This is a genomic window from Agrobacterium sp. S7/73, from assembly GCF_019355535.1.
In the GTDB taxonomy this organism is placed as follows: Bacteria; Pseudomonadota; Alphaproteobacteria; order Rhizobiales; family Rhizobiaceae; genus Agrobacterium; species Agrobacterium tumefaciens.
The window spans coordinates 1367444-1393565 of sequence record NZ_CP072136.1; the positions used below are offsets into that span (position 1 = coordinate 1367444).

The window sequence follows — 26122 nt, forward strand, 5'->3', positions numbered from 1 at the left end:
TCAATCGAACAAACAAAAAACGGGCCCGAAGGCCCGTTCTCTATGTCAGCGATAATCCCGACCGGCTTACTTCGGGCCGATCATGTTTTCCGGGCGCACATACTGGTCGAATTCCTCGTTCGTGAGGTATCCGCCGCCGACGGCCTCGTCGCGCAGTGTCGTGCCGTTCTTGTGCGCGGTCTTGGCGATCTTGGCGCAGATGTCGTAGCCGAGCTTGCTGTTGAGAGCCGTGACGAGCATCAGCGAGTTCTCGACGCCCTTCCTGATGTTGTCTTCGCGGGCTTCGATGCCGACGACGCAGTTGTCGGTGAAGGAGACGGCGGCATCGCCCAGAAGCTGGACCGACTGCAGGAAGTTGTAGGCCATCATCGGATTATAGACGTTCAGTTCGAAGTGCCCCTGCGAGCCTGCGAAGGAGAGCGCTGCATTGTTGCCGAAGATGTGGGCGCAAACCTGCGTCAGCGCTTCCGACTGCGTCGGGTTGACCTTGCCCGGCATGATCGATGAGCCGGGTTCGTTTTCCGGCAGCGACAATTCGCCAAGACCGGCGCGCGGGCCGGAGCCGAGGAAGCGGATGTCGTTGGCGATCTTGAACAGGGCTGCTGCTGCGGCATTGATCGCGCCATGCGAGAACACCATGGAATCGTGCGAGGCAAGCGCTTCGAACTTGTTCGGCGCCGTCACGAACGGCAGGCCGGTGATCTTGGAAATCTCTTCGGCAACCTTTTCAGCGAAACCGACGGGGGCGTTCAGGCCCGTGCCGACCGCCGTGCCGCCCTGGGCAAGCTTGGAAAGTGCAGGCAGGGTGAGTTCGATATTGGCAATCGCCGAGGCGACCTGCGCGGCATAACCGGAAAACTCCTGGCCGAGCGTCAGCGGCGTGGCATCCTGCGTGTGGGTGCGGCCGATCTTGATGATCTTTTCGAACTGCTTGACCTTGGCTTCCAGCGCCGTGTGCAGGTGCTTGAGGGCCGGCAGCAGATGGTGAACGATCTCTTCCACGCAGGCGATGTGCATCGCCGTCGGATAGGTGTCGTTCGAGGACTGGCTCATATTGACGTGGTCGTTGGGGTGAACCGGCTTCTTGGTGCCCATTTCGCCGCCGAGCATCTCGATTGCGCGGTTGGAAATCACCTCATTGGCATTCATGTTGGATTGCGTGCCGGAGCCGGTCTGCCAGACGACCAGCGGGAAATGCTCGGTCAGCTTGCCGTCGATGACTTCCTGTGCAGCTGCGATGATTGCGTCGCCTACCTTGGGGTCGAGGCCTGCAAGCGCCATGTTCGCACGGGCGGCGGCCTGCTTGACGATGCCGAGCGCGCGAACGACAGAGGCGGGCTGCTTTTCCCAGCCGATCTTGAAGTTGCCGAGCGAGCGCTGCGCCTGCGCGCCCCAATAGCGATCGGCCTGAACTTCAATGGGTCCAAATGTATCGGTTTCCGTCCGTGTGGCTGTCATCAATCTTGCCTTTTTACTCGTTTTCCTCCGCCAAAACGGCACTTCGCCCGCCTTGCGCGCGCCGATATATAGAATCATCGCGCTGGCAATGAAAGCGTTGCGAGGCATGCCTGGCAGATATTTCCCTTGGGACAGGGCGATTTTGGCGCTCATCCTGCCCGGTTAAGAAAAAGACCTTGGCGTGTCATTTTTACTACGTCGATAAAAGCCCGGAAAACCGGGGTTTCATCGGCTTGGAACGGCTTGGCCAACCACCGCAAAGTGAATGAAATAAATAGAAATTTAACCATTCTCGCCAATTCTGGAAATTACGTTTTTACGGTTTTGGCCGTAATATGAGGTTCATTTCGGGTGCGTTCTGGACTTCGGCGTTTTCTTTTCAACGGGCCGTCTATCGGCTAGACAAGCATGAAACTGGATGCTCCGTCTTCGTTGGCGGCGCTGGGTGCTACGAGGATCAAATTGCAAGTCACATCTGGAAAAACATCGGCAGCGCTGGTGCTGGCTCTCGGTCTTTCCGTTTCCACCGCTCTTCCCGGCAGCGCCGGCGCGGTAACGCTGATGGACCTTTTGCGTGGCGGGCCTGGCAAGGTTGCGCGCGATCGCGGTGAAATGCCGCCAGCCGGTATCGTCACCTCGCCGCCGACGGTCGGACCGAGCGCCGATGCATCCGATCCCGAGCCTCTGCCGCGTGTTTCCGGTCCACGTTATTACGATTACAAGGCCGATACCGCACGCGCTGTGAACACCGCCAATTTCGGCGATGGTCTTGCCAATGTGAAGTTCAGCGCCACCCCCGAAATTGGCAAGGCTCTGGAAGCCTATTACGGTGCCGGCGGCAAGGCGCTCTGGGTTTCGGAAGGCGAGCTGACTGCCCGCGCGAACGCCGTCATGGCGTTTTTGGAGACTGTTGGCGAAAGCGGCCTCGATCCGGCCGATTACAGCATTTCAGTACCCGCAAAGGACGTAACCGCCAGCATCAGCGCAGGCGCGAACGCATCCGGCACGCCGGTGGAAGTGGCTTCCGCATCGACCTCCGACGCCTATCAGCGCGCGCAGATGCAGTTCGAGCTTGCGCTTTCCGCCAAGGTTCTGGCCTATGTGCAGGATACGACGCGTGGCCGTGTCGATCCGAACCGGCTGTCCGGTTACCACGATTTCAAGCGCAAGACGGTGAACCTTGCGCCCGTGCTGAAGCTTGCAGGCCTCAGCCCCGATATCGCAGCCTATCTGCGCAGCCGTGAACCTTCGAACGCCGAATATCTGGCGCTGAAGGCCGAACTGGCCCGGTTGCGCAGCGAGGGTGATGCGGCCAACACGGTCAAGGTTCCCGCCGATCTGGTGCTGAAACCCGGCAACAGCAGCGGCGACATGGCGAGTGTTGTCAAGGCAATCGAACATCGCGCTTCGCCTGCCTTCAAGGCGGAACATGCGGCGATCATTTCCGGCTACCAGCAGACGCCGGATTATACGCCTGATCTCGTTGATCTGGTGAAGGCATTCCAGAGCGAAAACGGCCTGAAGGCCGACGGCGTCATCGGCCGCGCGACCGTGCGTGCCATGGTCGGCGAAAGCAACGACGCCCGGATTGCCAAGGTGCAGGTGGCGATGGAGCAGATCCGCTGGCTGCCTGCCGATCTCGGCCAGCGCTACGTCTTGATCAACCAGCCCGCCTTCATGGCCTATTACCACAATGACGGACAGGAACAGTTCGGCATGAAGGTGGTGGTCGGCTCCAAGGCCAACCAGACCTACTTCTTCCAGGACGAAATCCAGACCGTCGAATTCAACCCCTATTGGGGCGTTCCGCAGTCGATCATCGTCAACGAGATGCTGCCGAAGCTGCGCCGCGATCCGTCCTATCTCGACCGTCTGGGTTATGAGGTACAGGTGGGTGGCCGTGCGGTTTCTTCCACCAGCGTCAACTGGTTCGGCTCCACCAACGCCATTTCGGTGCGTCAGCCGCCAAGCAGCGACAATGCGCTGGGCGACCTGAAAATCCTGTTCCCGAATGCGCATGCCATTTACATGCATGATACGCCTGCCAAGAGCTTCTTCAACCGCGATATGCGGGCGCTGAGCCACGGCTGTATCCGTCTGGTCGACCCGCGCCGCATGGCGGCCGCTGTTCTTGGCACCAGCGTCGACAAGGTCAACGAGCAGATTGCAGCGGGCAAGAACCGCGCCGTGCAGGTGCCGGTGAAGATACCGGTCTACGTGGCCTATTTTACCGCCTGGCCGGACAAGGCCGGCAAGGTGCAGTTCTTCGACGACGTCTACGACCGTGACAGCTACGTCCAGAAGGCGTTTGCGGTAACGACGAAGGCGCGGGCCGCGTCGATTTGATAGAAATCACATTGAGAAAAAGAAAGCGCCGGAAACGGCGCTTTTTTTGTTTGATGGCAAAGTCGCCACATGAATGGTGGCGTTAAACGGCAGCATCCGCACTCCGCCATCCCGGACTTGGTCAGGGGTCCAGTGCGATCAGGTCTTTGATCGCGAAAGAGTTGTATCACGGCGCAGACGCGCCGTGGCTCGATGCCGGATCAAGCCCGGCATGACGGTGGAGAACAGCTCCGTCTCAAGCCGCAGCGGCGCCCTTTGAGACCAGCTGCTCGAACAGCGCGGGCGTCAACGCAGTGAAGTCATCTATCACGACATCCGGTTCGAGTTCGGCCATCGGCACATCCGAATAACCGAAGGTGACGCCGATCGAGGGGACGGCCGCATTTTTGGCGGCGAGAATGTCGTTGATGCTGTCACCCACCATGACCGAGCACTGCGGGTCGCCGCCAGCCTTTTCGATGGTGCCGAGAATATGGCGCGCATCAGGCTTGCGGAAGGGGAAGGTGTCGCCACAGGTGATGGCGGCGAAATATCGGGTGAGATCCAGTTTTTCGAGCAGCGGGAGCGCGAGGATTTCGGTCTTGTTGGTGCAGACCGCGAGCGTGATGCCAGCTGACGAAAGCGCATCCAGTACGCTGACGATGCCGGGGTAGGGGCGGCTGTCGCCGGGCATTTCCGCGCGATAATGGTCAATGAAACGCTCGTACAGCGGCTCCAGTTCGGCTTCCGGCAATTCTACCTGACGCAGCGCGAAGGCCCGCTTGATCATCACGCGCGCGCCTTGGCCGACGAGATGCGTCAGGTCGTCATAGGTAACAGGGGCAAGACCGGCTGCGGCGATGGTGTGGTTGAGGCTGGAAACGAGATCGGCGGCGGTGTCGACGAGCGTACCATCGAGGTCGAAGATGGCGAGCGGGGAGAGCGGGCGGGATGTCACGGGAACTGGCCTCTTGAGAGAATGCTTTTGGCGATGATATCGGTGCGTTCGTTGTGGCCAAGCCTAGGCAAACGGCTTTGTCTTTGCAACCGCGCCACAACGTTCTGTTCGTTGCCTGCAAAAATGCTTTCGTTTGGCTTTCGACCCGTGTAAACAGCACGGCGACGACAAAGCTACCGGAGTTTCAGGCACATGGATGCCCGCCAGATGAAGATCAAGGCCGCCGAGGCCGCATTGTCCCATGTGCAAGACGGGATGCGACTTGGTATCGGCACGGGCTCTACAGCTGAGGAATTCGTCAGGCTTCTGGCGGAAAAGGTTGCTGCAGGCCTGAAGGTCGAAGGCGTGCCGACATCCGAGCGTACTGCGCGCCTTTGCGTGGAGCTTGGCGTGCCGCTGAAATCCCTCGATGAATTGCCGGAACTGGACCTTACCATCGATGGCGCGGACGAAGTGGATCACGGCCTGCGACTCGTCAAGGGTGGTGGCGGTGCGCTTCTGCGCGAAAAGATCGTGGCGGCGGCATCCGCCCGCATGATCGTCATCGCCGACCAGAGCAAGGTTGTGGAGACGCTTGGCGCTTTTCCGCTTCCCATCGAAATCAATCCGTTCGGTCAGGTGGCGACACAGATAGCCATCGAGAAACTGGCGGCGCGGTCCGGCCTCTCGGGCGACCTGACGATGCGTTCGTCGGGCGACGGCGCCTTCATGACGGATGGTGGACACCTCATTCTCGACGCATCTTTTGGCCGTATTCCTGATGCAGAAGCGCTTGCACGCGAGCTGAACACTATCCCCGGTGTTGTCGAGCACGGACTTTTCATAAATTTGGCATCGCTTGCCATCATTGCGGGTCCTGAAGGCGCCCGCGTGATGCAGGCAGTATAACAGGAGCGAGATTTTCATGATCAAACTAGCGGGACTGGGCAAAGCTGCCGCTGCTTCGATCCTCATTTCCGGCATCGTGTTCGGTACTGCCGCACGCGCTCAGGAAATTTCGGAAGCGCATATCGCCGCCGCACGGCAGGCGATCGCCTCTCTTGGCGTTACTGACCGTTTCGATGATATCCTGCCGGGTCTGGCGGAACGTCTGAAGGCCGAACTCATTCAGGCATCGCCGAATGTGCAGGACGCGATTACCGCGACTGTAGACGCCAAGGCACTTGAGCTTGCGCCGCGCCGCGCCGATCTGGAACGCGAGGCAGCACTCACCTACGCGCGCGCCTTCTCCGTCGAAGAGCTGAACGCCATCTCCACCTTCTACAGCAGCGAAGCCGGCAAGAAGCTTCTGAAGGACGGCCCTATCGCCACGCGCGAACTGATGAAGGCTGCCGACATCTGGGCCGCGGGCATCAACCGCGATCTGAACACCTCCAGCATGACCGAATTGCAGAAGGTGGCCGGCGCTGATCTGAAGCCGCTTCCGGCCGATCAGGGCAACACCGGTGGCGCTCCGGCTCACAAGCCCTGAGTGAAATAGATAGAGCGTCGGGTCCCAAAGCTCACGTTCAGAAATATTCAAAGCCCGGCCGCAAGGTCGGGCTTTTCATTTGTGCATCGCAGCACCTATATGTGCCATGAATACGCCACAGCCCGCCTTGAGGCCGATGGCACGTGGTTTTGATCAGGGGTTTTGACTATGACAGCTTATGACTACGATCTTTTCGTTATCGGTGGCGGCTCGGGCGGCGTTCGCAGCGCTCGCGTGGCCGCCTCACTCGGCAAGCGTGTGGGAATTGCCGAGGAATACCGTTACGGCGGAACCTGCGTCATCCGTGGTTGCGTGCCGAAGAAGCTGTTCGTTTATGCCTCGCAATTTCCTGAGCATTTCGAGGATGCCGAAGGTTTCGGCTGGAGCGTTGGCGAGCGTCGTTTCGACTGGAAAAAACTGATCGAAGCGAAAGACAGGGAAATCACCCGTCTCGAAGGGCTGTACCGCAAGGGTCTGGATAACGCCAAGGCCGATATTTTCGACAGCCGTGCAGAGCTTGTCGATGCGCATACCGTGAAGCTGACGAAGACTGGTGAGACCTTCACGGCCGAGCGTATCGTGATTGCCGTTGGCGGTACGCCGAACGAACACAAGGCGCTGCCCGGCCACGAGCTGACGATCTCCTCCAACGAGGCTTTCGACCTGGAAGAGCTGCCGAAATCGATCCTGATCGCTGGCGGTGGTTACATCGCCGTGGAATTCGCCAATATCTTCCACGGACTCGGTGTCGAAACGACGCTGATCTATCGCGGCAAGGAAATCCTTTCGCGCTTCGATCACGATATGCGCAAGGGCCTTCATGAAGCGATGGAAGCCAAGGGCATTCGCATCATTCTTGAAGACGTCATTCAGGAAGTGAGCAAGGACGGTGCGGGCGGCTTTGTGGCACGCACGAAGCAGGGCAACTCGCTGCATGTCGGCCTGGTGATGCTGGCGCTCGGTCGCGATCCGAATACGCATGGTCTAGGCCTTGAAAATGCGGGTGTGAAGGTGGATGCGCGCGGCGCGATCATCGTCGACGAGTATTCGCGCACGAACGTTCCTGGTATCTTCGCACTGGGCGACGTCACCGATCGGGTACAGCTGACGCCGGTGGCGATCCACGAGGCCATGTGCTTCATCGAAACCGAGTACAAGAACAACCCGACCAAGCCGGACCACGAGCTTATTGCCACTGCGGTGTTCTCGCAGCCGGAAATCGGCACGGTTGGACTTTCTGAAGAGGAAGCGGGCAAGAAATACCCGGAACTGGAAGTCTATCGCGCGCAGTTCCGTCCGATGAAGGCAACGCTGTCCGGGCGTCAGGAAAAGACGATCATGAAGCTGATCGTCAATGCCGCCGACCGCAAGGTCGTCGGCGCGCATATTCTCGGCCACGAGGCGGGCGAAATGGCGCAGCTTCTCGGCATCACGCTGAAGGCCGGATGCACCAAGGACGATTTCGATCGCACCATGGCGGTTCATCCGACAGCGGCCGAGGAACTGGTGACGATGTATTCGCCAAGCTACCGCGTGGTGAACGGCGAGCGCGTGTAACGCCGTCGCTTGTGCGACGTAATCACGTCTCCGCTTTGCTCGCCACCACTTGAAAACCGTTGTTTTCCGGGTGGTGGCGGGTTTATTAAATCGTTTGAATTGACTTTTATGCACGTTAAACGCCCAAAACGGGCGGAATGGGCCCGATGGCCCTGACATCGGCTATGCAAAGCCTGTGCTTGGAGCTATAAGCCGCTCAATTTTTCGAGGCGGTCGTGCACAAATGCGCGGGCGAGAAAAGGGTAAGGACATGGCACAGAATTGGACACCCGGCAGTTGGCGGCAGAAACCGATCCAGCAGGTTCCCGAATATCCTGACGCGGCAGCGCTTGCGGCGACGGAAGCCACGCTTGCGACCTATCCGCCGCTCGTTTTTGCCGGTGAAGCCCGCCGCCTGAAAAAGCAGCTTGCCAATGTGGCAGACGGCAACGCCTTTCTGTTGCAGGGTGGCGATTGCGCCGAAAGCTTCCTCGAGCATGGCGCGGATAATATCCGCGACTTCTTCCGCGCTTTCCTGCAGATGGCTGTCGTCCTGACCTATGGTGCGCAGCTGCCGGTGGTAAAGGTCGGTCGTATTGCCGGTCAGTTCGCCAAGCCCCGCTCTTCGAACGTGGAAGTGCTCGATGGCGTGACGCTGCCGTCCTACCGCGGCGACATCATCAACGGCATCGAGTTCAATGAGACCTCGCGCGTGCCGAACCCCGAGCGTCAGCTCGACGCGTACCGCCAGTCGGCGGCGACGCTTAACCTGCTGCGCGCTTTCGCAATGGGCGGCTACGCCAACCTTGAAAACGTTCACCAGTGGATGCTCGGCTTCATCAAGGACAGCCCGCAGGCGGATCGTTACCGCAAGCTGGCTGACCGGATTTCCGAGACCATGAACTTCATGCAGGCAATCGGCATCAGCGCAGAAAACAATCCTAGCCTGCGCGAGACCGATTTCTTCACCAGCCACGAGGCTCTGCTGCTCGGTTACGAAGAGGCGCTGACCCGCGTCGATTCGACCTCCGGTGACTGGTATGCCACGTCTGGCCACATGATCTGGATCGGCGACCGCACGCGTCAGCTCGACCATGCGCATGTGGAATATTTCCGCGGCATCAAGAACCCGATCGGCCTGAAGTGCGGACCGTCGCTGACGCCTGATAATCTGATCGAGCTGATCGACGCGCTGAACCCTGCAAACGAGGCAGGTCGTCTGACGCTGATCTGCCGTTTCGGCCACGACAAGGTTGCCGACAGCCTACCGAAGCTCATCCGTGCCGTGGAGAAAGAGGGCCGCAAGGTCGTCTGGTCCTGCGATCCGATGCATGGCAACACCATCACGCTCAACCACTACAAGACGCGTCCGTTCGAGCGCATCCTGTCGGAAGTCGAAAGCTTCTTCCAGATCCACCGCGCCGAAGGCACACATCCGGGCGGCATCCACATCGAGATGACCGGCAAGGACGTGACCGAGTGCACCGGCGGCGCCCGCGCCGTGACGGCGGATTCGCTGTCGGATCGTTACCACACCCATTGCGATCCGCGTCTCAACGCCGATCAGGCACTGGAGCTGGCTTTCCTTCTGTCCGAGCGCATGAAGAGCGGCCGTGACGAGAAGCGTCTGGCAATTGCTACTGCCTGACAGAGGCAGATCACACAAAAAAGCCGCCGGATACTGCCGGCGGCTTTTTTTATGGTTGTCGGCCTGATTACTGGACGAGTGCCGGCTGCTGGCAACGAACGTCGGTGACGCGCACATCGGCTTCGCCGATCTTGACGCCGAGTACCAGCAGGACATTGTAGAGCAGCTGATCCACGGGCGCCGTGACTGCCGCGAGCGTGTTGGCAAGCGCTGACTGGATGCCCGCCAGACCTCCCAGATCGATATTAAGGAAGAGAAGCCTGATATCCAGATTGAGGTTCTTCAGCAGTGAACTGACAAGAGTGGTAACGGTATCCTTCGTGGAAACACTCTTGATCTTGGCCTGGGTGATATCCGACTGGGTAAAGGTCAGCTTGGTCTTCGTCATGTTCGTGGCATTGATGAGGGCGCTGCCATTGATGGCGAGCAGGGCCGAATCCACGATCGCCGTCTTGGTAACGCGCGGATCCTTGCCGAAATTGGCAAAGGCCGTGGTATCGACATTGCCAAGCGCGATTTCTGCGACGCCGGGAACGACTTCGACATCGACCGTACCCTGTCCGCCGCCCGTGCAGCGAATGTCGGCGAGCCGCGCTTCGGCATGGGCGACTTCAACATAGAGCGGAATATTGACCTTCAGACCGGCAATCGCCTGAAGCCCGTCAACGACGACACTGACCGCCAGCCGGGTTTGTGCGGTGCGCACCACGGTGCCCTGGCCGCCGACGGCAAGCGACGGCGTTTCGACGGGTGGCTCACCGATGGCGAGGGTCGTCTTGACCGAGGCGAGACCGAGAAGATTGGCGTTGAGGTTGAGCGCCAGCTGGTTGCCGCCATTGCCTGCCACGGCGGCGGCGTTGAGGAGATCGAAGACGCCTGCGGTGACCTTGAGGTTTTCGCCGCTACCGATCAGCTTGTCCGAGAACGGGCCGAGATTGAGGATTTCTTCAAGCTTGAGCTTGATGTTGCTCTTGTTGGCGGTTTTTGCCAGCGTCTTCAGAATGTTGGCCACAGCCGGCTGCAGGCCGGTGGTCTTCGTCAGCGCGTCCAGGAATTTGCCGTAGGTGATTTCCGTCTTCAGGACATCCTTGTAGGTGCCGGCTGTCAGGTTGAGATCGACAGCCAGCGCTTCGACGACATGCAGCGCGTTGACATCAGCAGCCACAAGCGCCTGGTAATCCATAACCTTGAGCGAGACCGTGGTGCCGAGCAGGCCGCCGAGCAGGCTGTTCAAAATGCCTTCATCGAGGCTCGCCAGTCGCGAGCCCACCGAAAATGCCGCGATCTTTTGGGATGAGGCCGTTCCGGCCGCGGAAATCTTGGGCGGCGTGGTGAAGGCGGAGGCAAAGAATATCTGGCCCTTTTCGACGATATTCACTTTCATCGCATTGGTTGGAAGTGCATTTTCGACGAAACGCTGGCCGACAGGCAGGGTCGCGTCCGGCTCATAGTGACCTTTGACGACTTCGGCATAACCATTGCTCTTGGCAAATTCGTTCAAGGGGTCGAAAGGTTGAAGACCGTCCACGGTCAAGAGGCCATTCGGTGTCTTGACCCCGAGATTCATGCCGTTGAGGGCGAAATATTGCTGGACCGCCTTTTCGGGATCAGCGGCATTGGCCGCCGCTGATATGGCCGCAAGATCGGCGGTCTGCTGCAATTGCCGCTTCTGCAGGGTCAGATAGCCATAGTCGACGCCAAGCGCCAATATGCCGATGAAAAGCGGTGCGGTAAGCCCGGCCGAGATGGCGATGTTGCCTGTGCGATCCTTCAGGAAACGGGGAAGCAAAGAAGAGATATTTTGCATGTCATGCTCCTCCGATCCGGATTGTGGAAAAACGCCGGATGACCGGCTCTGGCAGGGTGTAGCTGTAGAGGCTCCAGATCGGCAGATCACGGGCGTCATATTCCACCTTGACCGTGAACTGGTTGGCATTGGCGGGATCGGTGGCGACATTGACCGTGAAACGCGTCTTGTCCATGAAGGCGTAGCTGAGGTCACTTTTGGTGACGAAATCACGGGCCAGCTGCTGGCGCTCGGTCGTATTCAGTCCGGCAACAGCCGTCCTTGCCGCGTCGGCGGCGATCTGCTGCACAGAATAGGCGGCCATCAGGTAGATACCGTAGGCAATCATTGTCAGCAGGACGAGAAAGAAAATCGGCGCGACGATGGCGAACTCGACAGCGGACGAGCCGGATCGATCACGAAGGAAATGCACTCCATTACGCATAAAGCACCCCCGTTTCTTCAGGCACCAAAGTCAGATGCCTTTATTCTTATTTTCGGAAATGCTAATTTATAGGTGTTAATTTTGTATTGATGTCGCTCTTATGGGTTGCAAGCCGGGAAAGGCCTTCGCGTTGATACCCATGGATTTCAGATCAGCCGAAGCCCTTTGAAGCTGGCGTGGCCGTCTTTGCCGATGATGATGTGGTCGTGCACCGCTATCCCCAGCGGCTTTGCCGTATCGATGATGGTTTTGGTCATCTCGATATCGGCACGCGAGGGGGTAGGGTCTCCACTCGGATGATTATGTATTAAAATCAAAGCCGTAGAGGAAAGTTCGAGGGCGCGGCGCACCACTTCGCGCGGGTAAACCGGCGTGTGGTCCACGGTTCCCTGACCCTGCACCTCGTCGGCGATCAGGACGTTGCGCTTGTCGAGGAACAGGATGCGGAATTGCTCACGGGTTTCATGGGCCATGGCGGCATGGCAATAGTCTATGACCGAAGACCAGGAGCCGAGAATCTGCTTGTTGCGGATTTCGCCCTTCAGCATGCGCTGGGAAACGGAGGCGACGAGCTTCAGATCGAGCGCCACGGCCTCACCCACGCCCTTCACCTCCTGCAACAGCGGCAGCGGCGCGCCAAGCACCCCGCCAAGGGTACCAAAGCGGGCGATCAACGCCTTGGCGATGGGTTTGGTATCACGCCTCGGTATCAGCCGGAAAAGCAGAAGCTCCAGCAGTTCGTAATCGGCAAGGGCGGTATCGCCGCCGTCGCGATAACGCGCCCGCAGCCTGTCCCGATGGCCGTGATAGTGTGCGATCTCCGCTTCCGGCTCCGCAACGGCTGCGGGGTGTTCCGAGGCCTTCTTCACCGCACTTCGCGGTTCGGCAAAGAAGCCGCGCTCATCCGTTCCGTCGAACAGATCGCCGTTTCCCGCCTGAAAGCCGGAGGTCGATGGAAGATCGGCGGAAGGCGGGGCAGGGCGTTTTACCATGGCGGTCTGGCCTTATGCGAGTGGCGGCAGGCCCGGACGGTCAAAGCCGCCCGGCGACAGTGTGAAGATTTCGCAACCGGTAGCGGTTACGCCGACCGCATGTTCGTATTGCGCGGAAAGGGAGCGGTCGCGCGTTACTGCCGTCCAGCCATCGGAGAGTACCTTCACATGCGGCTTGCCGAGGTTGATCATCGGCTCGATGGTAAAGATCATTCCCTCGCGAATCTCTGGGCCTTCGTCCGGGCGGCCGTAGTGCAGGATATTGGGGGTGTCGTGGAACAGGCGTCCAACGCCGTGGCCGCAGAAATCACGCACCACCGAGCAGCGTTCCGCCTCGGCATAAGCCTGAATAGCCGCGCCGATCGCGCCGGTGCGCACACCCGGTTTCACTGCCGCGATGCCGAGCATCAGGCATTCATAGGTCACTTCCATCAGACGTTCAGCCGCGCGCTTGATCGTGCCAACCGGATACATGCGGCTCGAATCGCCGTGCCAGCCGTCCAGAATATAGGTCACGTCGATATTGACGATTTCGCCTTCACGCAGCGGCTTTGCGTCCGGAATGCCGTGGCAGACCACATGGTTGATAGAGGTGCAGACGGATTTCGTATAACCGCGGTAATTCAGTGTTGCCGGCAAAGCGCCATGGTCGGCGCCGAACTCGAAGACGAAACGGTCGATGGCATCAGTCGTCACACCCGGCTTGACGATTGCCGCCAGTTCGTCGAGGCAACGCGCCGTCAGCTGGCACGCCTTGCGCATCCCGTCGAAATCCTCAGGGGTATAAAGGCGGATGACGCCGGTATTCTTGAGGGGGGCGGAGGCTGCGTCGATATAGGTGACCATCATAGTGCTTTCTGTCTCTTTACGTCCCTGTTCATAAAACAGCCGGACGCCATTCGTCCATCTTAACCGTTCCCGTGACTGAAATTTGTGCCGGGGAAACGTCGCATTTCACCGCATAGGCCTCCACGCCGCGCGACATGGCCCGCTGAAACGCCAGCGCATAGACCGGATCCAGATCATCGCAGATGCGCATCCGGTCGCAATCGTTGCGCTGAATGAGATAGAGCATCACCGCGCGGTGACCGGCCTCCGCTGCGTCGCCCAGCTCCTCCAGATGTTTGGCGCCGCGTTTGGTGGCGGTATCAGGGAATTCGGCCAGACCTTTTTCGCGCATGAAATGAACGTTCTTTACTTCCACATAGGCATCCGGCCGCCCAATTTCGGAAAGCAGGAAATCGATGCGGGAATTGCGGCCGTATTTCTGCTCGCGCCGGATCGTCGAATAGCCGGCAAGCTGCGGGATACGGCCATTGAGAATCGCTTCTTCCGCCAGCCGGTTCGGCATGCCGGTATTGATGCCGACCACGGTGCCATCGGCCTCGACCATTTCCAGCATATGCCGGTACTTGCGGGTTGGGCTGTCATGCTCGGACATCCAGATACGCGAGCCGGGCGTGGTCAATCCGCGCATGGAGCCGGTATTGGGGCAGGAGCCTGTAATCGCCGTGCCGTCCTCCAGAACAGCGTCGAAGAGGAAACGCTTGTAGCGGGCGATCAGCGTTGCGGGTACGAGTGGGGGCGTGAAGAGCATGTGGCCTGAAAGGTGAGAGGTGGGGGCGGGGTCAGGACAGGACGTAGGTTCCGGGTGCATCGCCGAGCACTGGTCGCTTGCCGTCTCCCGGGGCCCTTGCCTTTACCTTCTCGCCATTCTGGCTTTCGATCCAGTTTTGCCAGTGCACCCACCATGATCCCTTGTGGGCCGTGGCTGCGGCCTGCCAGGCATCGAAGTCTCCGGATGGTGATGCGCCTGTCCAATATTGGTATTTTTCGGATTGCGGCGGATTGACCACACCGGCTATGTGGCCGGAAGCGCCGAGCACGAATTCCACGGGGCCGCCGAACAGTGCCGCCCCCGTGAAGACCGATTTCGCTGGCGCGATATGGTCGTCGCGGGTGGCAAGATCATAGACGGGGATTTTTATGTCGCCGAGGTTGATCCGCTTGTCCGCCACGCGCATCAGCCCGCGGGCGAGATTGTTGTCGAGATAACAATTGCGCAGATAGAAGGAATGGCAGGCAGCGGTCACCCGGGTCGAATCTGAATTCCAGTAGAGGAGATCGAAGGGCAGGGGTTCCGTGCCGCGCAGATAATTATCGACCATATAGGGCCAGATGAGATCGGAGGCGCGCAGCATGTTGAAGACTGTGGCCATGATCGAGCCATCGAGATAACCGACGGCCTGCATGTGCCTGTCGAGCGCGGCGAGCTGGCCTTCATCGATGAAGACCTTGAGGTCGCCCGCATGGATGAAATCCGTCTGGGCTGCGAGAAGTGTGGCGCTGCGAATGCGCTCATTGCCTTCCTGCGCATGCAATGCCAGGGCCGAAGACAAAAGCGTGCCGCCGACGCAATAGCCGATGGCATTGATCTCTTTTTCGTCGGTTTGCTCCTCGATCGTGTCGAGGGCGAAATCGATACCTTCGCGAATATAGTCCTCCCAACCCTTGTCGGCCAGCCTGGCGTCCGGGTTGATCCACGAGACCATGAACACGCTGTGACCCTGATCGAGACACCATTTAACGAAGGATTTCTGTGGGTTGAGATCGAGGATATAAAATTTGTTGATCCATGGCGGCACGATGAGCAGCGGCCGTTTGAGGGCCTTTTTCGTCGTCGGCGCGTAATGGATGATCTCGCAGAGCGGGCTTTTGGCAACCACCTTGCCTGATGTGATGGCGATGTTCTGGCCGATGACGAATTTGCTGTAATCGGTCTGGCGCAGTTTCAGATGGCCGTGGCCGGCCGCGACATCTTCGGCAAGCTGTGCCATGCCCTTGACGAGATTGGCCCCGCTGGACGCGACCGTCTCGCGGAAGACCTGCGGATTGGTGAAGACGAAGTTGGCCGGCGAGAGGGCTTCCGTCACCTGGCGCATGTAAAACAACGCCTTGGTGCGGGTGTGCTCGTCCAGCCCTTCGGCTTCCATAACCATCCGGTCGGCAAAACCGACGGTAGTCTGATAGGCTTTGAGGAGAAAATCGAAAAACGGATTGGCCTGCCAGTCCGCGTCGGCAAAACGCCTGTTCTTTCGCTCTGCCGGGCCGTTCTCTGCGGCCTTTTCCGAGCGGGAATCGGCATCTTCCGAAAACTGTGCCACCGATTTTGTCCACAGATCGAAATAGCTGGAAAGCAGGTGGGTCTGCGCTTCGAGTGAACGCTTCGGTTCTGCCATCCAGTATTCGGCGACGTCGGAGAGCGTCTTGACGATGTCGGTCATCGGATCGGCGCTGGTCTGCGGAATTTCACCGCGTTCGCGGGGCGCCAGCCATTCGGACGCGGCTTTGCCGAGATTTTCCAGCGCGCGGGCGATGTTGACCGCAAAGGCTTCCGGGTCGCGGATCAGGTAAGCCTCGGCGGATGTGGCGTCGAAACCGGGCGTTTTGCCACCCTTTTTCTCTGCCCCGCCGTCAACACCTGCCATGCGCTGTCCTCCACCAAATTTGTGTTTGCACATTCTGCATGAAAACGAATACAAGTTCCACCAGCAAGGGGAGGCCACGAAGAGCCGAACCGCAGTCGAATTCGATATCGGCGATATCCTTACAGGCGGAACATGACGATGGGCAAGCACATGGGTACATGGGGAAGATTTGCGGAAAACGCTGGAAGGATCGCCCTTCTTTCGCTTTCCGGCGTCATGCTCGTTACAGTACTTGCCGCCTGCAAGACCCCGGCACCGATCGTCGCACCGGCCCATATGCCCCACCCGCAAGCCCAAATCGTTGGCCCGCGCCCCGTCAGCGACAATGTGGTGAGCCAGAGACGCGATACCGGCACCTATCCAAGCTTTTCAGCGCCGATTACCGCTGCCGGCAGCCAGATGGGGGATGATGAAGCGTCCAAAATGGAATCGAACCTGTCGCGCCTCGGTGCTGCACGCCGCAACGGCCAGATTTCGGAAGCTGAATACAAGCGCCGAGTCGCGGAATTACGGGCGCTTGGCGAAAACCAGAAGCCAGTTGCGACGCCTGTCACGCAGTGAGGTTTTCCGTTCGTCGTTCTGGGGCCTTTACCGAGAATCGACAACTTGTGGATCTCGAGATTCGCTCGGCACAAGGCCGAGGATAACGGCAATCCTTGTGCTTCATTCTATTACCAAGCCGCTCTCATAACCCCTTATTTACCCTGCCTTTGAACCATATGCTTACTGAAGATGTTAAGCGGATGGATGCGCTTTGCCGCTTATGATGCGGTCATAACAAACAGGCCGCTGAAAAAGCGGTAGACAGGGTGAAATATCATGAGATGCATCGCTGCTTTGCTGGTTCTTGCCGGTTTTGCGCTCGCACCCGCGCAGGCGCGGGCGCCGTACATCAACATCGGAACGTCAGCGCCTCAGGGACGATGAAAGTTGAAAAACGCCGGTCAGTCGTTTCCGGCGGCTTCGCTGAGCATATCGAGGTCCGACACTGTAATATGACGGTTGTTCTCGATGCTGATCGTGCCTTCCTTGCGCAGCTTAGTCATTTGCCGGCTAACTGTTTCGATGGTGAGACCAAGGAAATCGGCTATATCCGCGCGCGATAGCGGCAGGTCGAACGTTGATTTATCGTCCTTTTCCGGATCGATATGCGTGGCGATCATATAAAGGAAGCTGGCAACCTTTTCCTGCGCCGATTTTCGGCCAAGTGTCAGCATCCAGTCGCGCGCCTCATCCAGTTCCTTCAGAGACTGGCTGTGAAGCTTACGTTCCATATCCGGCACTTCGGAAACCATGCGGTCGACGATGCGGCGCGGGAACAGGCAGATTTCCACATCGGTTGCGGCTTCCGCCGTCATCTTGCTTTCCGCCATGAACGGGCGGCCGAGAAAATCCGGCGCAAATTGCAGGCCGACGATCTGCTGGCGGCCATCCGACATCATCTTCGAGAGCTTCACCACGCCGTTGAGAATGTTGCCGTAGGAGCTGACGAGTTCCCCCTGGGCAAGCAGCTCGTTGCCCGCTTCCAGCTTCTTACGGCTGGAATGACGGTTGAGGTCGCAGAGCTGCTGCGGCGTCAACGTGCTGCAAAGACCACCGTGACGCGCCTCGCAGGAGCGGCATACGACGGGATATTCCGAATTATGGATGGTCTTCTGTAGCGTGTCCATCAGCCTTTTCCGATGCTGGCTTTAAGGGACGAATGCGACCGCAGGTGTAAAATCCGGTCTTTTCGAAGGCTTGCGCCGCGTAGTCGTCGCCCCCGCGTCTACTTTAGCAAGAACTTAAGGTGCAATTTGATTGAAGTCAAAGTTGCAAACTGTCGCAGCCGTTACTGAAGGGGAGGAAATCGACATTTTCTTGATAAAAGGCAAATCCGGGGATGAATACCGAACTTCTTCGCAAATATTCGGGCGCCGTGCCGCGTTACACAAGCTATCCTACCGCGCCGCACTTTCACGAGGGAATCGATAATGGCACCTATCGCCGCTGGCTCGGCGAGCTTGGCCACCGGAACCGGATATCGCTTTACCTGCATATTCCCTATTGCGACCGGCTGTGCTGGTTCTGTGCCTGCCACACCAAGCACACGCTGAAATACGAGCCGATTGCGGTTTATCTTGAGGCACTTAAGCGGGAGATAGAAGCCGTCGGCTCGCTTGTTTCCCCCGATGCAGTGGTCAGCGCGGTGCATTTTGGCGGCGGTTCTCCCACTATGCTGAGGCCTGAAGACATGGTGGGCCTGATGGACTGTCTAAGACGCCATTTCACCTTTGGTCTGGCGCCCGAAATCAGCGTGGAAATGGACCCGAACGATCTTGACGAAAGTCGCTATGACGCGCTTGCCGTCATTGGCATGACGCGCGCGAGCCTCGGTGTGCAGGACTTTGATGACAAAGTGCAAAAAACCATCAACCGGATTCAGACCTTCGAGCAGACGGAATCGGTGGTAGATGCCGTGCGGGCAAGGGGCGTTCACTCGGTCAATTGCGACATTCTCTATGGCCTGCCGTTCCAGACCTGCGAGACATTGCAACAGACGGTTGACCAGATCATCTCACTCGACCCCGACCGGATCGCGCTGTTCGGTTATGCGCATGTTCCGTGGATGAAAAAACACCAGTCGCTGATCCCTGAGCAGGCATTGCCAGATATTGCCGAGCGCTACCGCCAGATGACTATGGCGGCGGAGATGCTCGGCAAGGCGGGTTACCGGGCAGTCGGGATCGATCATTTTGCCAAGCCCGCCGACACTCTGAGCCGGGCGGTCGAGACGGGGGAGCTGCGGCGGAATTTTCAGGGCTACACCACTGACACGGCCGATGCCCTGATCGGGCTTGGTGCATCCGCAATCGGCCGGATGCCCCAGGGCTACGTGCAGAACATGGTGGCGACGGGGGAATATCAGCGGATGGTGGGCGAGGGTGGTTTCGCGGTACTAAAGGGAATAGAATTGTCCGAGGACGATCACCTGCGCTCCTATGTCATCGAGCGGCTGATGTGCGATTTTTCGCTCGATCTGGGCGATTTGAAGCGGCGTTTCGGCAAGGCCAGCCATTCCGTCAGCATGGAGGCGCAACTTTTCGCTGGCGGCGACAGGGACGGTGTGGTGCGGATGGATGGCGATGTTTTTGCCGTGACGGAGGCGGGAAAACCCTTTGTCCGTCATATTGCGGCAACCTTCGACGCCTATCTCGGAAGCGGACGCGGCCGTCATTCGGTTGCTGTTTAGGCAACAGTTTTAAGGCAAATTTCAAAGTTACGTCACGAAACCATTGGCTTTTTTGTGCGACTTGCCTATGTGGTGCGTCAGACAGGATATTTAATACGAACGACAATAAGGATTATGGGCGTGACAGCTACATTCGACAAGGTTGCCGACATTATCGCCGAAACCAGCGAAATCGACCGCGAAACCATTACGCCGGAAAGCCACACGATCGACGATCTGGGCATCGACAGCCTCGACTTTCTGGATATCGTTTTCGCCATCGACAAGGAATTCGGTATCAAGATTCCGCTCGAGCAGTGGACGCAGGAAGTCAACGAAGGCAAGGTTACCACCGAAGAATATTTCGTGCTGAAGAACCTCTGTGCCAAGATCGACGAATTGCGCGCAGCCAAGGGCTGAGGCGATAATGCCCGCTTCGAGCGGGCATTTCTTTTTCTGGACCTGACCTTCAGGGACGGGTCGTAACCGACCAGAAACGGGCCGGACGGATGCTGCTTGAATATTTTCAGATGATCGACAAGGTCGAAGCCGTGGATATGGCGACGCGCACATTGAAGGCGCGGTCTGTCGTTCCCGACAAAAGCCCGGTTTTCGAGGGACATTTCCCAGGCATGCCGCTGGTTCCGGGCGTGCTTCTGATCGAGACCATGGCGCAGGCTTCCGGCATGATGGTTCTGGCGTTCAGCGATTTTTCCGCCATGCCCTTCCTGATGTCGGTTGACGGCGCCAAGATGCGCACCTTCGTGGAGCCGGGCGCGGTTCTCGATATCGAGGCGGTGCTGGAACATGACGGTTCGGGTTTTGCAGTCACCAAAGCGAAGATCACTTGCGAAGGCAAGAAGGTCTGCGATGCGCAGCTGAAGCTCAGGACAATGCCTTTCAGCGAAATTCCGCTCGCGCCTATCGTCAGGAAGCGGGCCGAGGAAGTCGGCCTGATGGCGGCGATTGCCGCGGATGCGCAAAAATAAGCGCTTCCGCTGATGCCGGGAGACGGCATTTTTCCCCTAGACCCGGTTTTGATTCACGAAAATCGTGGGCTTGTGCTGGCGGATCGGGCCTTCACCATTGCCAATCCGCATCGCGCGCTTTATTCCGCAACGCATGGAGTGGTCGTTTGCGACCGCTGTTGGATAGCCGTGACCGCTTCAATGGGTCAGGCTGCAAAGGATGACAGACGATGAAATCTGACAATGATGTGGTGATAACCGGGGTCGGCATCGTGACCTGTCACGGCGTCGGCAGCCAGGCGCATCTTGCGCTTCTTTCGGGAACTGCGGCGCCGGCAACGGTGATCGAGACCGAAAAGTTCAAACCCTATCCGGTTCATCCCATGCCGGAGATCGACTGGTCCACGCAGATTGCCAAGCGCGGCGACCAGCGCCAGATGGAAAACTGGCAGCGTCTCGGCGTTTTTGCCGCCGGCCTCGCGCTTGATGATGCAGGGCTGAAGGAAAACCCGGAGGCCTGCGCTACCATGGACATGATCGTGGCTGCGGGCGGTGGCGAGCGTGACATCAATGTCGATACGCTGATTGTCGATGAGGCGCTGAAACGCAACGACCGCGAAGTGCTGCTCAACGAGAAGCTGACGACGGAATTGCGTCCGACCCTGTTTCTCGCCCAGCTTTCCAATCTGATGGCCGGTAACATCTCCATCGTGCATAAGGTCACAGGGTCCTCCCGCACCTTCATGGGCGAGGAAGCAGCCGGCATTTCCGCCGTCGAGACGGCGTTTCACCGTATCCGTTCCGGCGAATCCAGCCACGCCCTGGTGGGCGGCGCCTTCTCGGCTGAGCGCCCGGACATGATCCTGCTGTTTGAAGCGATCGGCGCGCATGCGCAGGGCGATTGGCAGCCGCTTTGGTCGCGTGGCGGCCAGGACGGCGGCGGCATGATTTCCGGTTCGCTGGGAGCCTTCCTGGTGCTGGAATCGCGCAAGCACGCCAGTGAACGCGGCGCACGCATCTATGCCCGCATCGACGCCATCGAGGGCGATCGTGGCAGCCGTGATGACGGCAAGATGGAAAAGCGCATGGAACGGCTGCTTGCCCCTGCAAAGGACAGTGCTGCGACCGTCGTGTTTTCCGGTGCGAGTGGTTACGACGCCGTGACGCAGCGTGAAAAGAATATTCTCGAAAAAGCTTTGCCGCAGGCCGTCATTCGCGGTTTCGGCGGTATCACCGGCCATGGACTTGAAGCACAGTTCCCGCTTGGGCTGGCGCTTGCTGCCCTGACGCTTGAAAGCGGCGCTAAGGTTCCTACTTTCGATGGCGCCGCGGAAAAGCCCATGGGCGAGGCGGCCAGCGAAGCGGTCGTCACCACCGTCGGCCATGTTCGCGGCGAAGGTGTCGCCGTTCTGTCCCGTGACGTGTGAGGAGAAAAGACCATGACTTCCAACTTCAAGGATCATCTCGGTCGCCCGATCGTTGCAGTCACCGGTATGGGCATCATCACATCGCTCGGGCAGGGTCTTGCCGATAACTGGGCGGCTCTGACTGCGGGCAAGTCGGGCATCCACAAGATTACCCGCTTCCCGACGGAGGGGCTTTCCACAAGGATTAGCGGCACCGTCGATTTCATCGACATCCCGGTTCCGAATTCCGTCGAGCGCTCTTATGCCTTTGCACGCGAGACAACCATTGAGGCTTTGGCGCAGGCCGGCATCTCGGGCGATTTCGATGGCCCGCTGTTTCTGGCTGCACCACCGATCGAGCCGGAATGGAGCGCCCGTTTCGAGCTTGCCGACCGGTCTCCGCCGGCCGCCCAGCCGGGTGATGCCTATGAACGGTTCCTGACGGCTTTCCGTCAACGTCCGGACCCGGCGTTTCAGGAAGCGGCTCTATTCGGTGCGATTTCGGAGCGTCTTTCGGACCGCTTTGGTACACGGGGCCTGCCGGTCACGCTCTCGACGGCCTGTGCATCCGGCGCGACCGCAATCCAGCTTGGTGTCGAGGCTATCCGCCAGGGCCGCACCGAGCGCGCGCTGACGGTTGCGACAGACGGTTCGGTCAGCGCCGAAGCGCTGATCCGCTTTTCGCTTCTTTCGGCGCTGTCGACCCAGAATGAGCCGCCGGAAAAGGCATCCAAGCCGTTCAGCAAGGACCGCGACGGTTTCGTGATCGCCGAAGGTGCGGCAACGCTGGTGCTGGAATCGCTTGAATCGGCAATTGCGCGCGGCGCGAAGGTTCTCGGCATCATCAAGGGCGCCGGCGAGAAGGCCGACAGCTTCCACCGCACGCGTTCCTCGCCAGATGGCGGCCCGGCGATCGCGACGATCCGCGCCGCACTTGCGGATGCGGGTGTTGCTGAAAGCGATATCGGCTACATCAACGCCCACGGCACCTCGACGCCGGAAAACGACAAGATGGAATATGGCTCGATGCTTGCCGTCTTCGGCGAAGGCCTGAAAGACATTCCGCTGTCATCCAACAAGTCGATGATCGGCCATACGCTGACGGCGGCCGGTGCTGTGGAGGCGGTGTTCTCGTTACAGACCATGCTGACCGGCACCCTGCCGCCGACGATCAACTACAACAACCCTGATCCGACCATTTCGCTCGATGTGGTGCCGAATGTGAAGCGGGACGCGACGGTCAATGCCGTGCTTTCCAACTCCTTCGGGTTCGGCGGGCAGAATGCCAGCCTTGTCATGACGCGTGAACCGGCTTAACCGGTTCCGCCAGAAGACAGGGGCGTTTCCGGCCTGAACGAAGCCCGGGAACGCTCTCGCTGGTGTGACTACACATTCCGACCGCAAAACCGTTACAGAGTTTTGCTGGAATTACTCTTGAGATAGACGCCTCCGGGCGAAGGACTAAAAACATGCGCGCTCTTCAACTCGTGGACGACCGGAAGCTCGAAAAAGTGGACCTGCCTGAACCCGATGCACCAGGTCCGGGCGAGGTGACGCTGCGCGTCAAGGCCGTGGCGCTGAACCACATCGACGTCTGGGGCTGGCGCGGCATGGCTTTTGCCAAGCGCAAGATGCCGCTGACGATCGGTGCTGAGGCTTCGGGCGTAGTGGAGGCCATTGGCCCGGGCGTTTCGAATGTGCTGCCTGGCCAGCTCGTCGCGATCTACGGCGCGCGCACCTGCGGGATCTGCAAGCCGTGCCGTGAAGGCCGTGACAATCTTTGTGAACATGTTCAGGGCGTGCACGGTTTCCATCTCGACGGCTTTGCGCAGGAAAAGATCAATATTCCGGCCCGCCAGCTCGTTCCGGCGCCGCATGGCGTCGATGCCATCGGCGCGGCTCTGGCGCCTGTGACCTTCGGCACGGTCGAACACATGCTGTTTGACAATGCCAAGCTGGAATCGGGCGAGACGATCCTCGTGCATGCCGGCGGTTCCGGTATCGGCACAGCGGCGATCCAGCTGGCCAAGAAGATGGGCTGCACCGTCATCACCACCGTCGGCTCCGACGACAAGATCGAACGGGCGAAGGCTCTGGGTGCCGATCACGTCATCAACTACCGGACCGACCGTTTCGAAGGCGTCGTGCGCAAGCTGACGAAAAAGAAGGGTGTAGACGTGGTGTTCGAGCATGTCGGCAAAGACACCTGGGCGGGATCGATGTTTTCGCTGAAGCGTGGCGGCCGTCTCGTCACCTGCGGCTCCACGTCAGGCGTATCGACCGATATCAACCTGATGATGCTGTTCCAGCAGCAGCTGAAGCTGCTCGGCTCCTTCGGTTGCCGCATGGAAAACATGGCCAACGCCATGCAGAAGATGGCGCGCGGCATCGTTCATCCTGTTATCGACACAGAAGTCACCTTCGAGGATATCGACCGGGCGCTGGAGCGCATGGAAACGCGCCAGGTATTCGGCAAAATCGTTCTGCGGATGGATTGACGCCTTGAAACTGTTCATTACGCGGATCGTCCTGAAGCTGGACCATTTCCGGCAATGGCTGATTGCGACGTTTGCCTTCGGCCTTCTCAATCTGCTGAAGATATTTCCAGCTGACGCGGGGATTCGCGCTGCCGACAGGCTGGCGCGCTTCGTGGGGCCGAAAACCGGCCGCCACAAGCTGATGCTCTACAATCTGGCGCGCGCCTTTCCGGAGAAATCCGAAGAGGAGCGGCTTACCATCGCAATGGACAGCTGGGGCAGCATGGGGCGGCTTGCGGCGGAATATGTCTTTCTCGACAGGCTGTTCGATTTCGATCCGGAAAATAGCGAGCCGGGCCGTATCCGGGTCGAGGGTATTTCGACCTTTATCGAGCTTCGCGACAACCCGCGGCCCTTCATCGTTTTTACTGCCCATAGCGGCAATTTCGAATTGTTGCCGGTGGCCAGTTCTGCCTTCGGTCTGGATGTGACGGTGCTGTTCCGGCCGCCGAATAATCCTTTCGTGGCCGACAAGGTGTTCAAGTTCCGTAAGGAGCGCATGGGCAATCTCGTGCCGTCGCATGCCGGCTCTTCCTTCGCGCTTGCGCGGCAGCTGGAAAGGGGCGGCGGTGTCGGCGTACTCGTCGACCAGAAGTTCGGCAAAGGCTTGACGACGAAGTTCTTCGGCCATGAGGTGCGCACCAACCCGCTTCTTGCCAAGCTGGTGCGGCAGTTCAATTGCGATGTCTATCCCGCCCGTTGCGTGCGTCTGCCTGATAACCGCTACCGGCTGGAAATAGAGCCGAGGGTTGAAATTCCGCGCGATGAAAAAGGAAATGTCGATATTCAGGCGACGGCGCAGCTTTTGAATGACAAGGTGGAAAGCTGGGTCCGCGAATATCCCGAACAATGGCTGTGGTATCACGACCGTTGGGACGTTAAACACCAGATCTGATTATTTGCAGCGCGGCCGAATTTCTAGTGATTTTTTACAGAATTCGGCCGTAAAATTGCGTTTTTAAGTATTTTTACTTATTAGTGGAACCTTATTTTTCGTTCATGGATTATCGAAATTGAAAAAATAGCAGTAGCTATGATATTTTAGAGATTAATCCCTGCGGCGGACCTGCGTGTCGTTACGTCATTTTTTACTGCACAGACGCTACAATGAGGGGATAAGTGTCTATCCATTCGGATTGGGAGCGGGCTGTTTGCCCGTTCAGGGAGAGTTGGGTTGAAAGATTTGATTGAGCTGTTCTGGCTGCGTTATACGGAACTGCAATCAGCGGTTGGTAAGAACGAGGCCGACAAGATCGCAGTGCTGGAGCGTGAACTGGAGCTGCTGCTTGATCGGGTCATCGGGCGTAAGACCGGCAGTTCCGAGGACATTCGTGAGCAATTCCGTTTCGCCATCGACCTCCTTAATCACGAGGCGGAAGATCTCGGCTGCGTGCAGCGCAACTCCGATCTTTTGAGAACGCTGGTTGATCGCTATGTCGGCATGCCGCTCAAGGCAAAGGTGATCGGCGACGAGGACGAGGACATTCTGGAGTGGCACCACCGCCATCTCATTCTCGATGAGGATATGCTGAACGACCTCGACGAGCCGGTGGTCGTCGTTTCTCCCGGTTATCGGGTGTCATTCTCCAATGGCATCGATGCGTTTCCGCGCAATACGCCGGAAGGGCCTTTGGGATGTCATATCGCCGAGCTTGTCGGAGTGCACCGTTTTCAGAACGATCTGCGGGAGAGGCTCGACAATTGCTTCAAGGGCGGTACGTCGAAATACACCTATGCCGAAGATCATGACGGCCATACGATCGTAAAATCGCTGGAAATGTCGCCCTGCTATTCCTCCAACTACAAGCTGGTTGGCGCAATGGTGGTCATCCGCGAAATCGCCGATCGCAGGCGCCGTCGCGCCACGGCATAAATTCACGGTTCGGACGCAAG

Annotated in this window: 23 protein-coding genes; 14 read left to right on the forward strand and 9 right to left on the reverse strand. The window is 58.8% G+C overall.

The genetic code is table 11. From position 1 onward, the window contains the following. Positions 1 to 66: 66 nt before the first annotated feature. Positions 67 to 1458, reverse strand: a complete 1392-nt coding sequence (gene fumC, locus J5276_RS06770) for a class II fumarate hydratase (protein WP_026330925.1) — start codon at positions 1456 to 1458, stop codon at positions 67 to 69. 498 nt (positions 1459 to 1956) lie between these two features. On the opposite strand from fumC, the gene J5276_RS06775 reads away from it, so the two are divergent. Beyond that, the gene (locus J5276_RS06775) at positions 1957 to 3804 is read left to right on the forward strand and encodes a murein L,D-transpeptidase (RefSeq protein ID WP_065658555.1); all 1848 of its coding nucleotides are present in this window, start codon (positions 1957 to 1959) and stop codon (positions 3802 to 3804) included. Positions 3805 to 4039: 235 nt separating this feature from the next. Here J5276_RS06775 and J5276_RS06780 read toward each other — a convergent pair whose 3' ends face one another. Further along, a complete protein-coding gene (locus J5276_RS06780; RefSeq protein WP_112155011.1) occupies positions 4040 to 4741 on the reverse strand; it encodes an HAD family hydrolase in 702 nt (233 codons plus the stop codon). A gap of 192 nt (positions 4742 to 4933) precedes the next feature. Here J5276_RS06780 and rpiA point away from each other — a divergent pair, with 192 nt between their 5' ends. The 4 genes from rpiA (at position 4934) to J5276_RS06800 (ending at position 9396) form a co-directional block, all read left to right on the forward strand. Continuing rightward, on the forward strand, positions 4934 to 5629 hold the full coding sequence (gene rpiA, locus J5276_RS06785; RefSeq protein WP_003515412.1) for a ribose-5-phosphate isomerase RpiA: 696 nt from the start codon (positions 4934 to 4936) through the stop codon (positions 5627 to 5629). 16 nt (positions 5630 to 5645) lie between these two features. Continuing rightward, the gene (locus J5276_RS06790) at positions 5646 to 6212 is read left to right on the forward strand and encodes a DUF2059 domain-containing protein (protein WP_013636215.1); all 567 of its coding nucleotides are present in this window, start codon (positions 5646 to 5648) and stop codon (positions 6210 to 6212) included. 168 nt (positions 6213 to 6380) lie between these two features. Then, positions 6381 to 7769 (forward strand): glutathione-disulfide reductase, encoded by a 1389-nt coding sequence (gene gor / locus J5276_RS06795; protein WP_112155012.1) that lies wholly within the window; start codon positions 6381 to 6383, stop codon positions 7767 to 7769. A 250-nt stretch (positions 7770 to 8019) separates the two neighbouring features. Then, on the forward strand, positions 8020 to 9396 hold the full coding sequence (locus tag J5276_RS06800) for a class II 3-deoxy-7-phosphoheptulonate synthase (protein ID WP_003515403.1): 1377 nt from the start codon (positions 8020 to 8022) through the stop codon (positions 9394 to 9396). A 67-nt stretch (positions 9397 to 9463) separates the two neighbouring features. On the opposite strand, the gene J5276_RS06805 is transcribed toward J5276_RS06800, so the two are convergent. The 6 genes from J5276_RS06805 to J5276_RS06830 form a co-directional block, all read right to left on the reverse strand. Continuing rightward, positions 9464 to 11203: a TadG family pilus assembly protein gene (locus J5276_RS06805; protein ID WP_003515402.1), complete on the reverse strand. Its 1740-nt coding sequence runs from the start codon at positions 11201 to 11203 to the stop codon at positions 9464 to 9466. 1 nt (position 11204) lies between these two features. After that, positions 11205 to 11627, reverse strand: a complete 423-nt coding sequence (locus tag J5276_RS06810; RefSeq protein ID WP_003515401.1) for a TadE/TadG family type IV pilus assembly protein — start codon at positions 11625 to 11627, stop codon at positions 11205 to 11207. A gap of 146 nt (positions 11628 to 11773) precedes the next feature. Then, entirely contained in the window at positions 11774 to 12619 is an 846-nt protein-coding gene (radC, locus tag J5276_RS06815; protein WP_112155013.1) for a DNA repair protein RadC, read from the reverse strand. Between the two features lie 12 nt (positions 12620 to 12631). After that, the gene (gene map / locus J5276_RS06820; protein WP_026330927.1) at positions 12632 to 13465 is read right to left on the reverse strand and encodes a type I methionyl aminopeptidase; all 834 of its coding nucleotides are present in this window, start codon (positions 13463 to 13465) and stop codon (positions 12632 to 12634) included. A gap of 31 nt (positions 13466 to 13496) precedes the next feature. Then, a complete protein-coding gene (gene sfsA / locus J5276_RS06825; RefSeq protein WP_112155014.1) occupies positions 13497 to 14216 on the reverse strand; it encodes a DNA/RNA nuclease SfsA in 720 nt (239 codons plus the stop codon). A gap of 31 nt (positions 14217 to 14247) precedes the next feature. Continuing rightward, positions 14248 to 16107, reverse strand: a complete 1860-nt coding sequence (locus J5276_RS06830) for an alpha/beta hydrolase (protein WP_112155015.1) — start codon at positions 16105 to 16107, stop codon at positions 14248 to 14250. Between the two features lie 138 nt (positions 16108 to 16245). Here J5276_RS06830 and J5276_RS06835 point away from each other — a divergent pair, with 138 nt between their 5' ends. Continuing rightward, positions 16246 to 16668, forward strand: a complete 423-nt coding sequence (locus tag J5276_RS06835) for a hypothetical protein (protein WP_112155016.1) — start codon at positions 16246 to 16248, stop codon at positions 16666 to 16668. Between the two features lie 383 nt (positions 16669 to 17051). Here J5276_RS06835 and fnrN read toward each other — a convergent pair whose 3' ends face one another. Then, a complete protein-coding gene (gene fnrN, locus J5276_RS06840; RefSeq protein ID WP_112155017.1) occupies positions 17052 to 17777 on the reverse strand; it encodes a transcriptional regulator FnrN in 726 nt (241 codons plus the stop codon). Between the two features lie 212 nt (positions 17778 to 17989). Between fnrN and hemN the strand changes: the two genes are divergently transcribed. From hemN to J5276_RS06880, 8 genes are all read left to right on the forward strand, one after another. Beyond that, positions 17990 to 19339 (forward strand): oxygen-independent coproporphyrinogen III oxidase, encoded by a 1350-nt coding sequence (gene hemN, locus J5276_RS06845; RefSeq protein ID WP_111796387.1) that lies wholly within the window; start codon positions 17990 to 17992, stop codon positions 19337 to 19339. A 114-nt stretch (positions 19340 to 19453) separates the two neighbouring features. Next, positions 19454 to 19738 carry an acyl carrier protein gene (locus J5276_RS06850; RefSeq protein WP_019566223.1) on the forward strand — a complete coding sequence of 95 codons (285 nt, stop codon included), beginning with the start codon at positions 19454 to 19456 and terminating at the stop codon, positions 19736 to 19738. A gap of 89 nt (positions 19739 to 19827) precedes the next feature. After that, on the forward strand, positions 19828 to 20307 hold the full coding sequence (locus tag J5276_RS06855; RefSeq protein WP_019566224.1) for a 3-hydroxyacyl-ACP dehydratase FabZ family protein: 480 nt from the start codon (positions 19828 to 19830) through the stop codon (positions 20305 to 20307). 209 nt (positions 20308 to 20516) lie between these two features. Then, positions 20517 to 21713, forward strand: coding sequence for a beta-ketoacyl-ACP synthase (locus J5276_RS06860; protein WP_003515391.1), 1197 nt, complete (start codon positions 20517 to 20519; stop codon positions 21711 to 21713). Positions 21714 to 21725: 12 nt separating this feature from the next. Further along, on the forward strand, positions 21726 to 23009 hold the full coding sequence (locus J5276_RS06865; protein ID WP_003515389.1) for a beta-ketoacyl-ACP synthase: 1284 nt from the start codon (positions 21726 to 21728) through the stop codon (positions 23007 to 23009). Positions 23010 to 23161: 152 nt separating this feature from the next. Further along, complete coding sequence (locus J5276_RS06870; RefSeq protein WP_003515388.1) at positions 23162 to 24190, forward strand: zinc-binding dehydrogenase; 1029 nt, start codon at positions 23162 to 23164, stop codon at positions 24188 to 24190. 4 nt (positions 24191 to 24194) lie between these two features. Continuing rightward, complete coding sequence (locus J5276_RS06875) at positions 24195 to 25124, forward strand: lipid A biosynthesis lauroyl acyltransferase (protein WP_019566226.1); 930 nt, start codon at positions 24195 to 24197, stop codon at positions 25122 to 25124. A gap of 279 nt (positions 25125 to 25403) precedes the next feature. Beyond that, positions 25404 to 26102: a hypothetical protein gene (locus J5276_RS06880; protein ID WP_013636202.1), complete on the forward strand. Its 699-nt coding sequence runs from the start codon at positions 25404 to 25406 to the stop codon at positions 26100 to 26102. Positions 26103 to 26122: the final 20 nt, after the last annotated feature.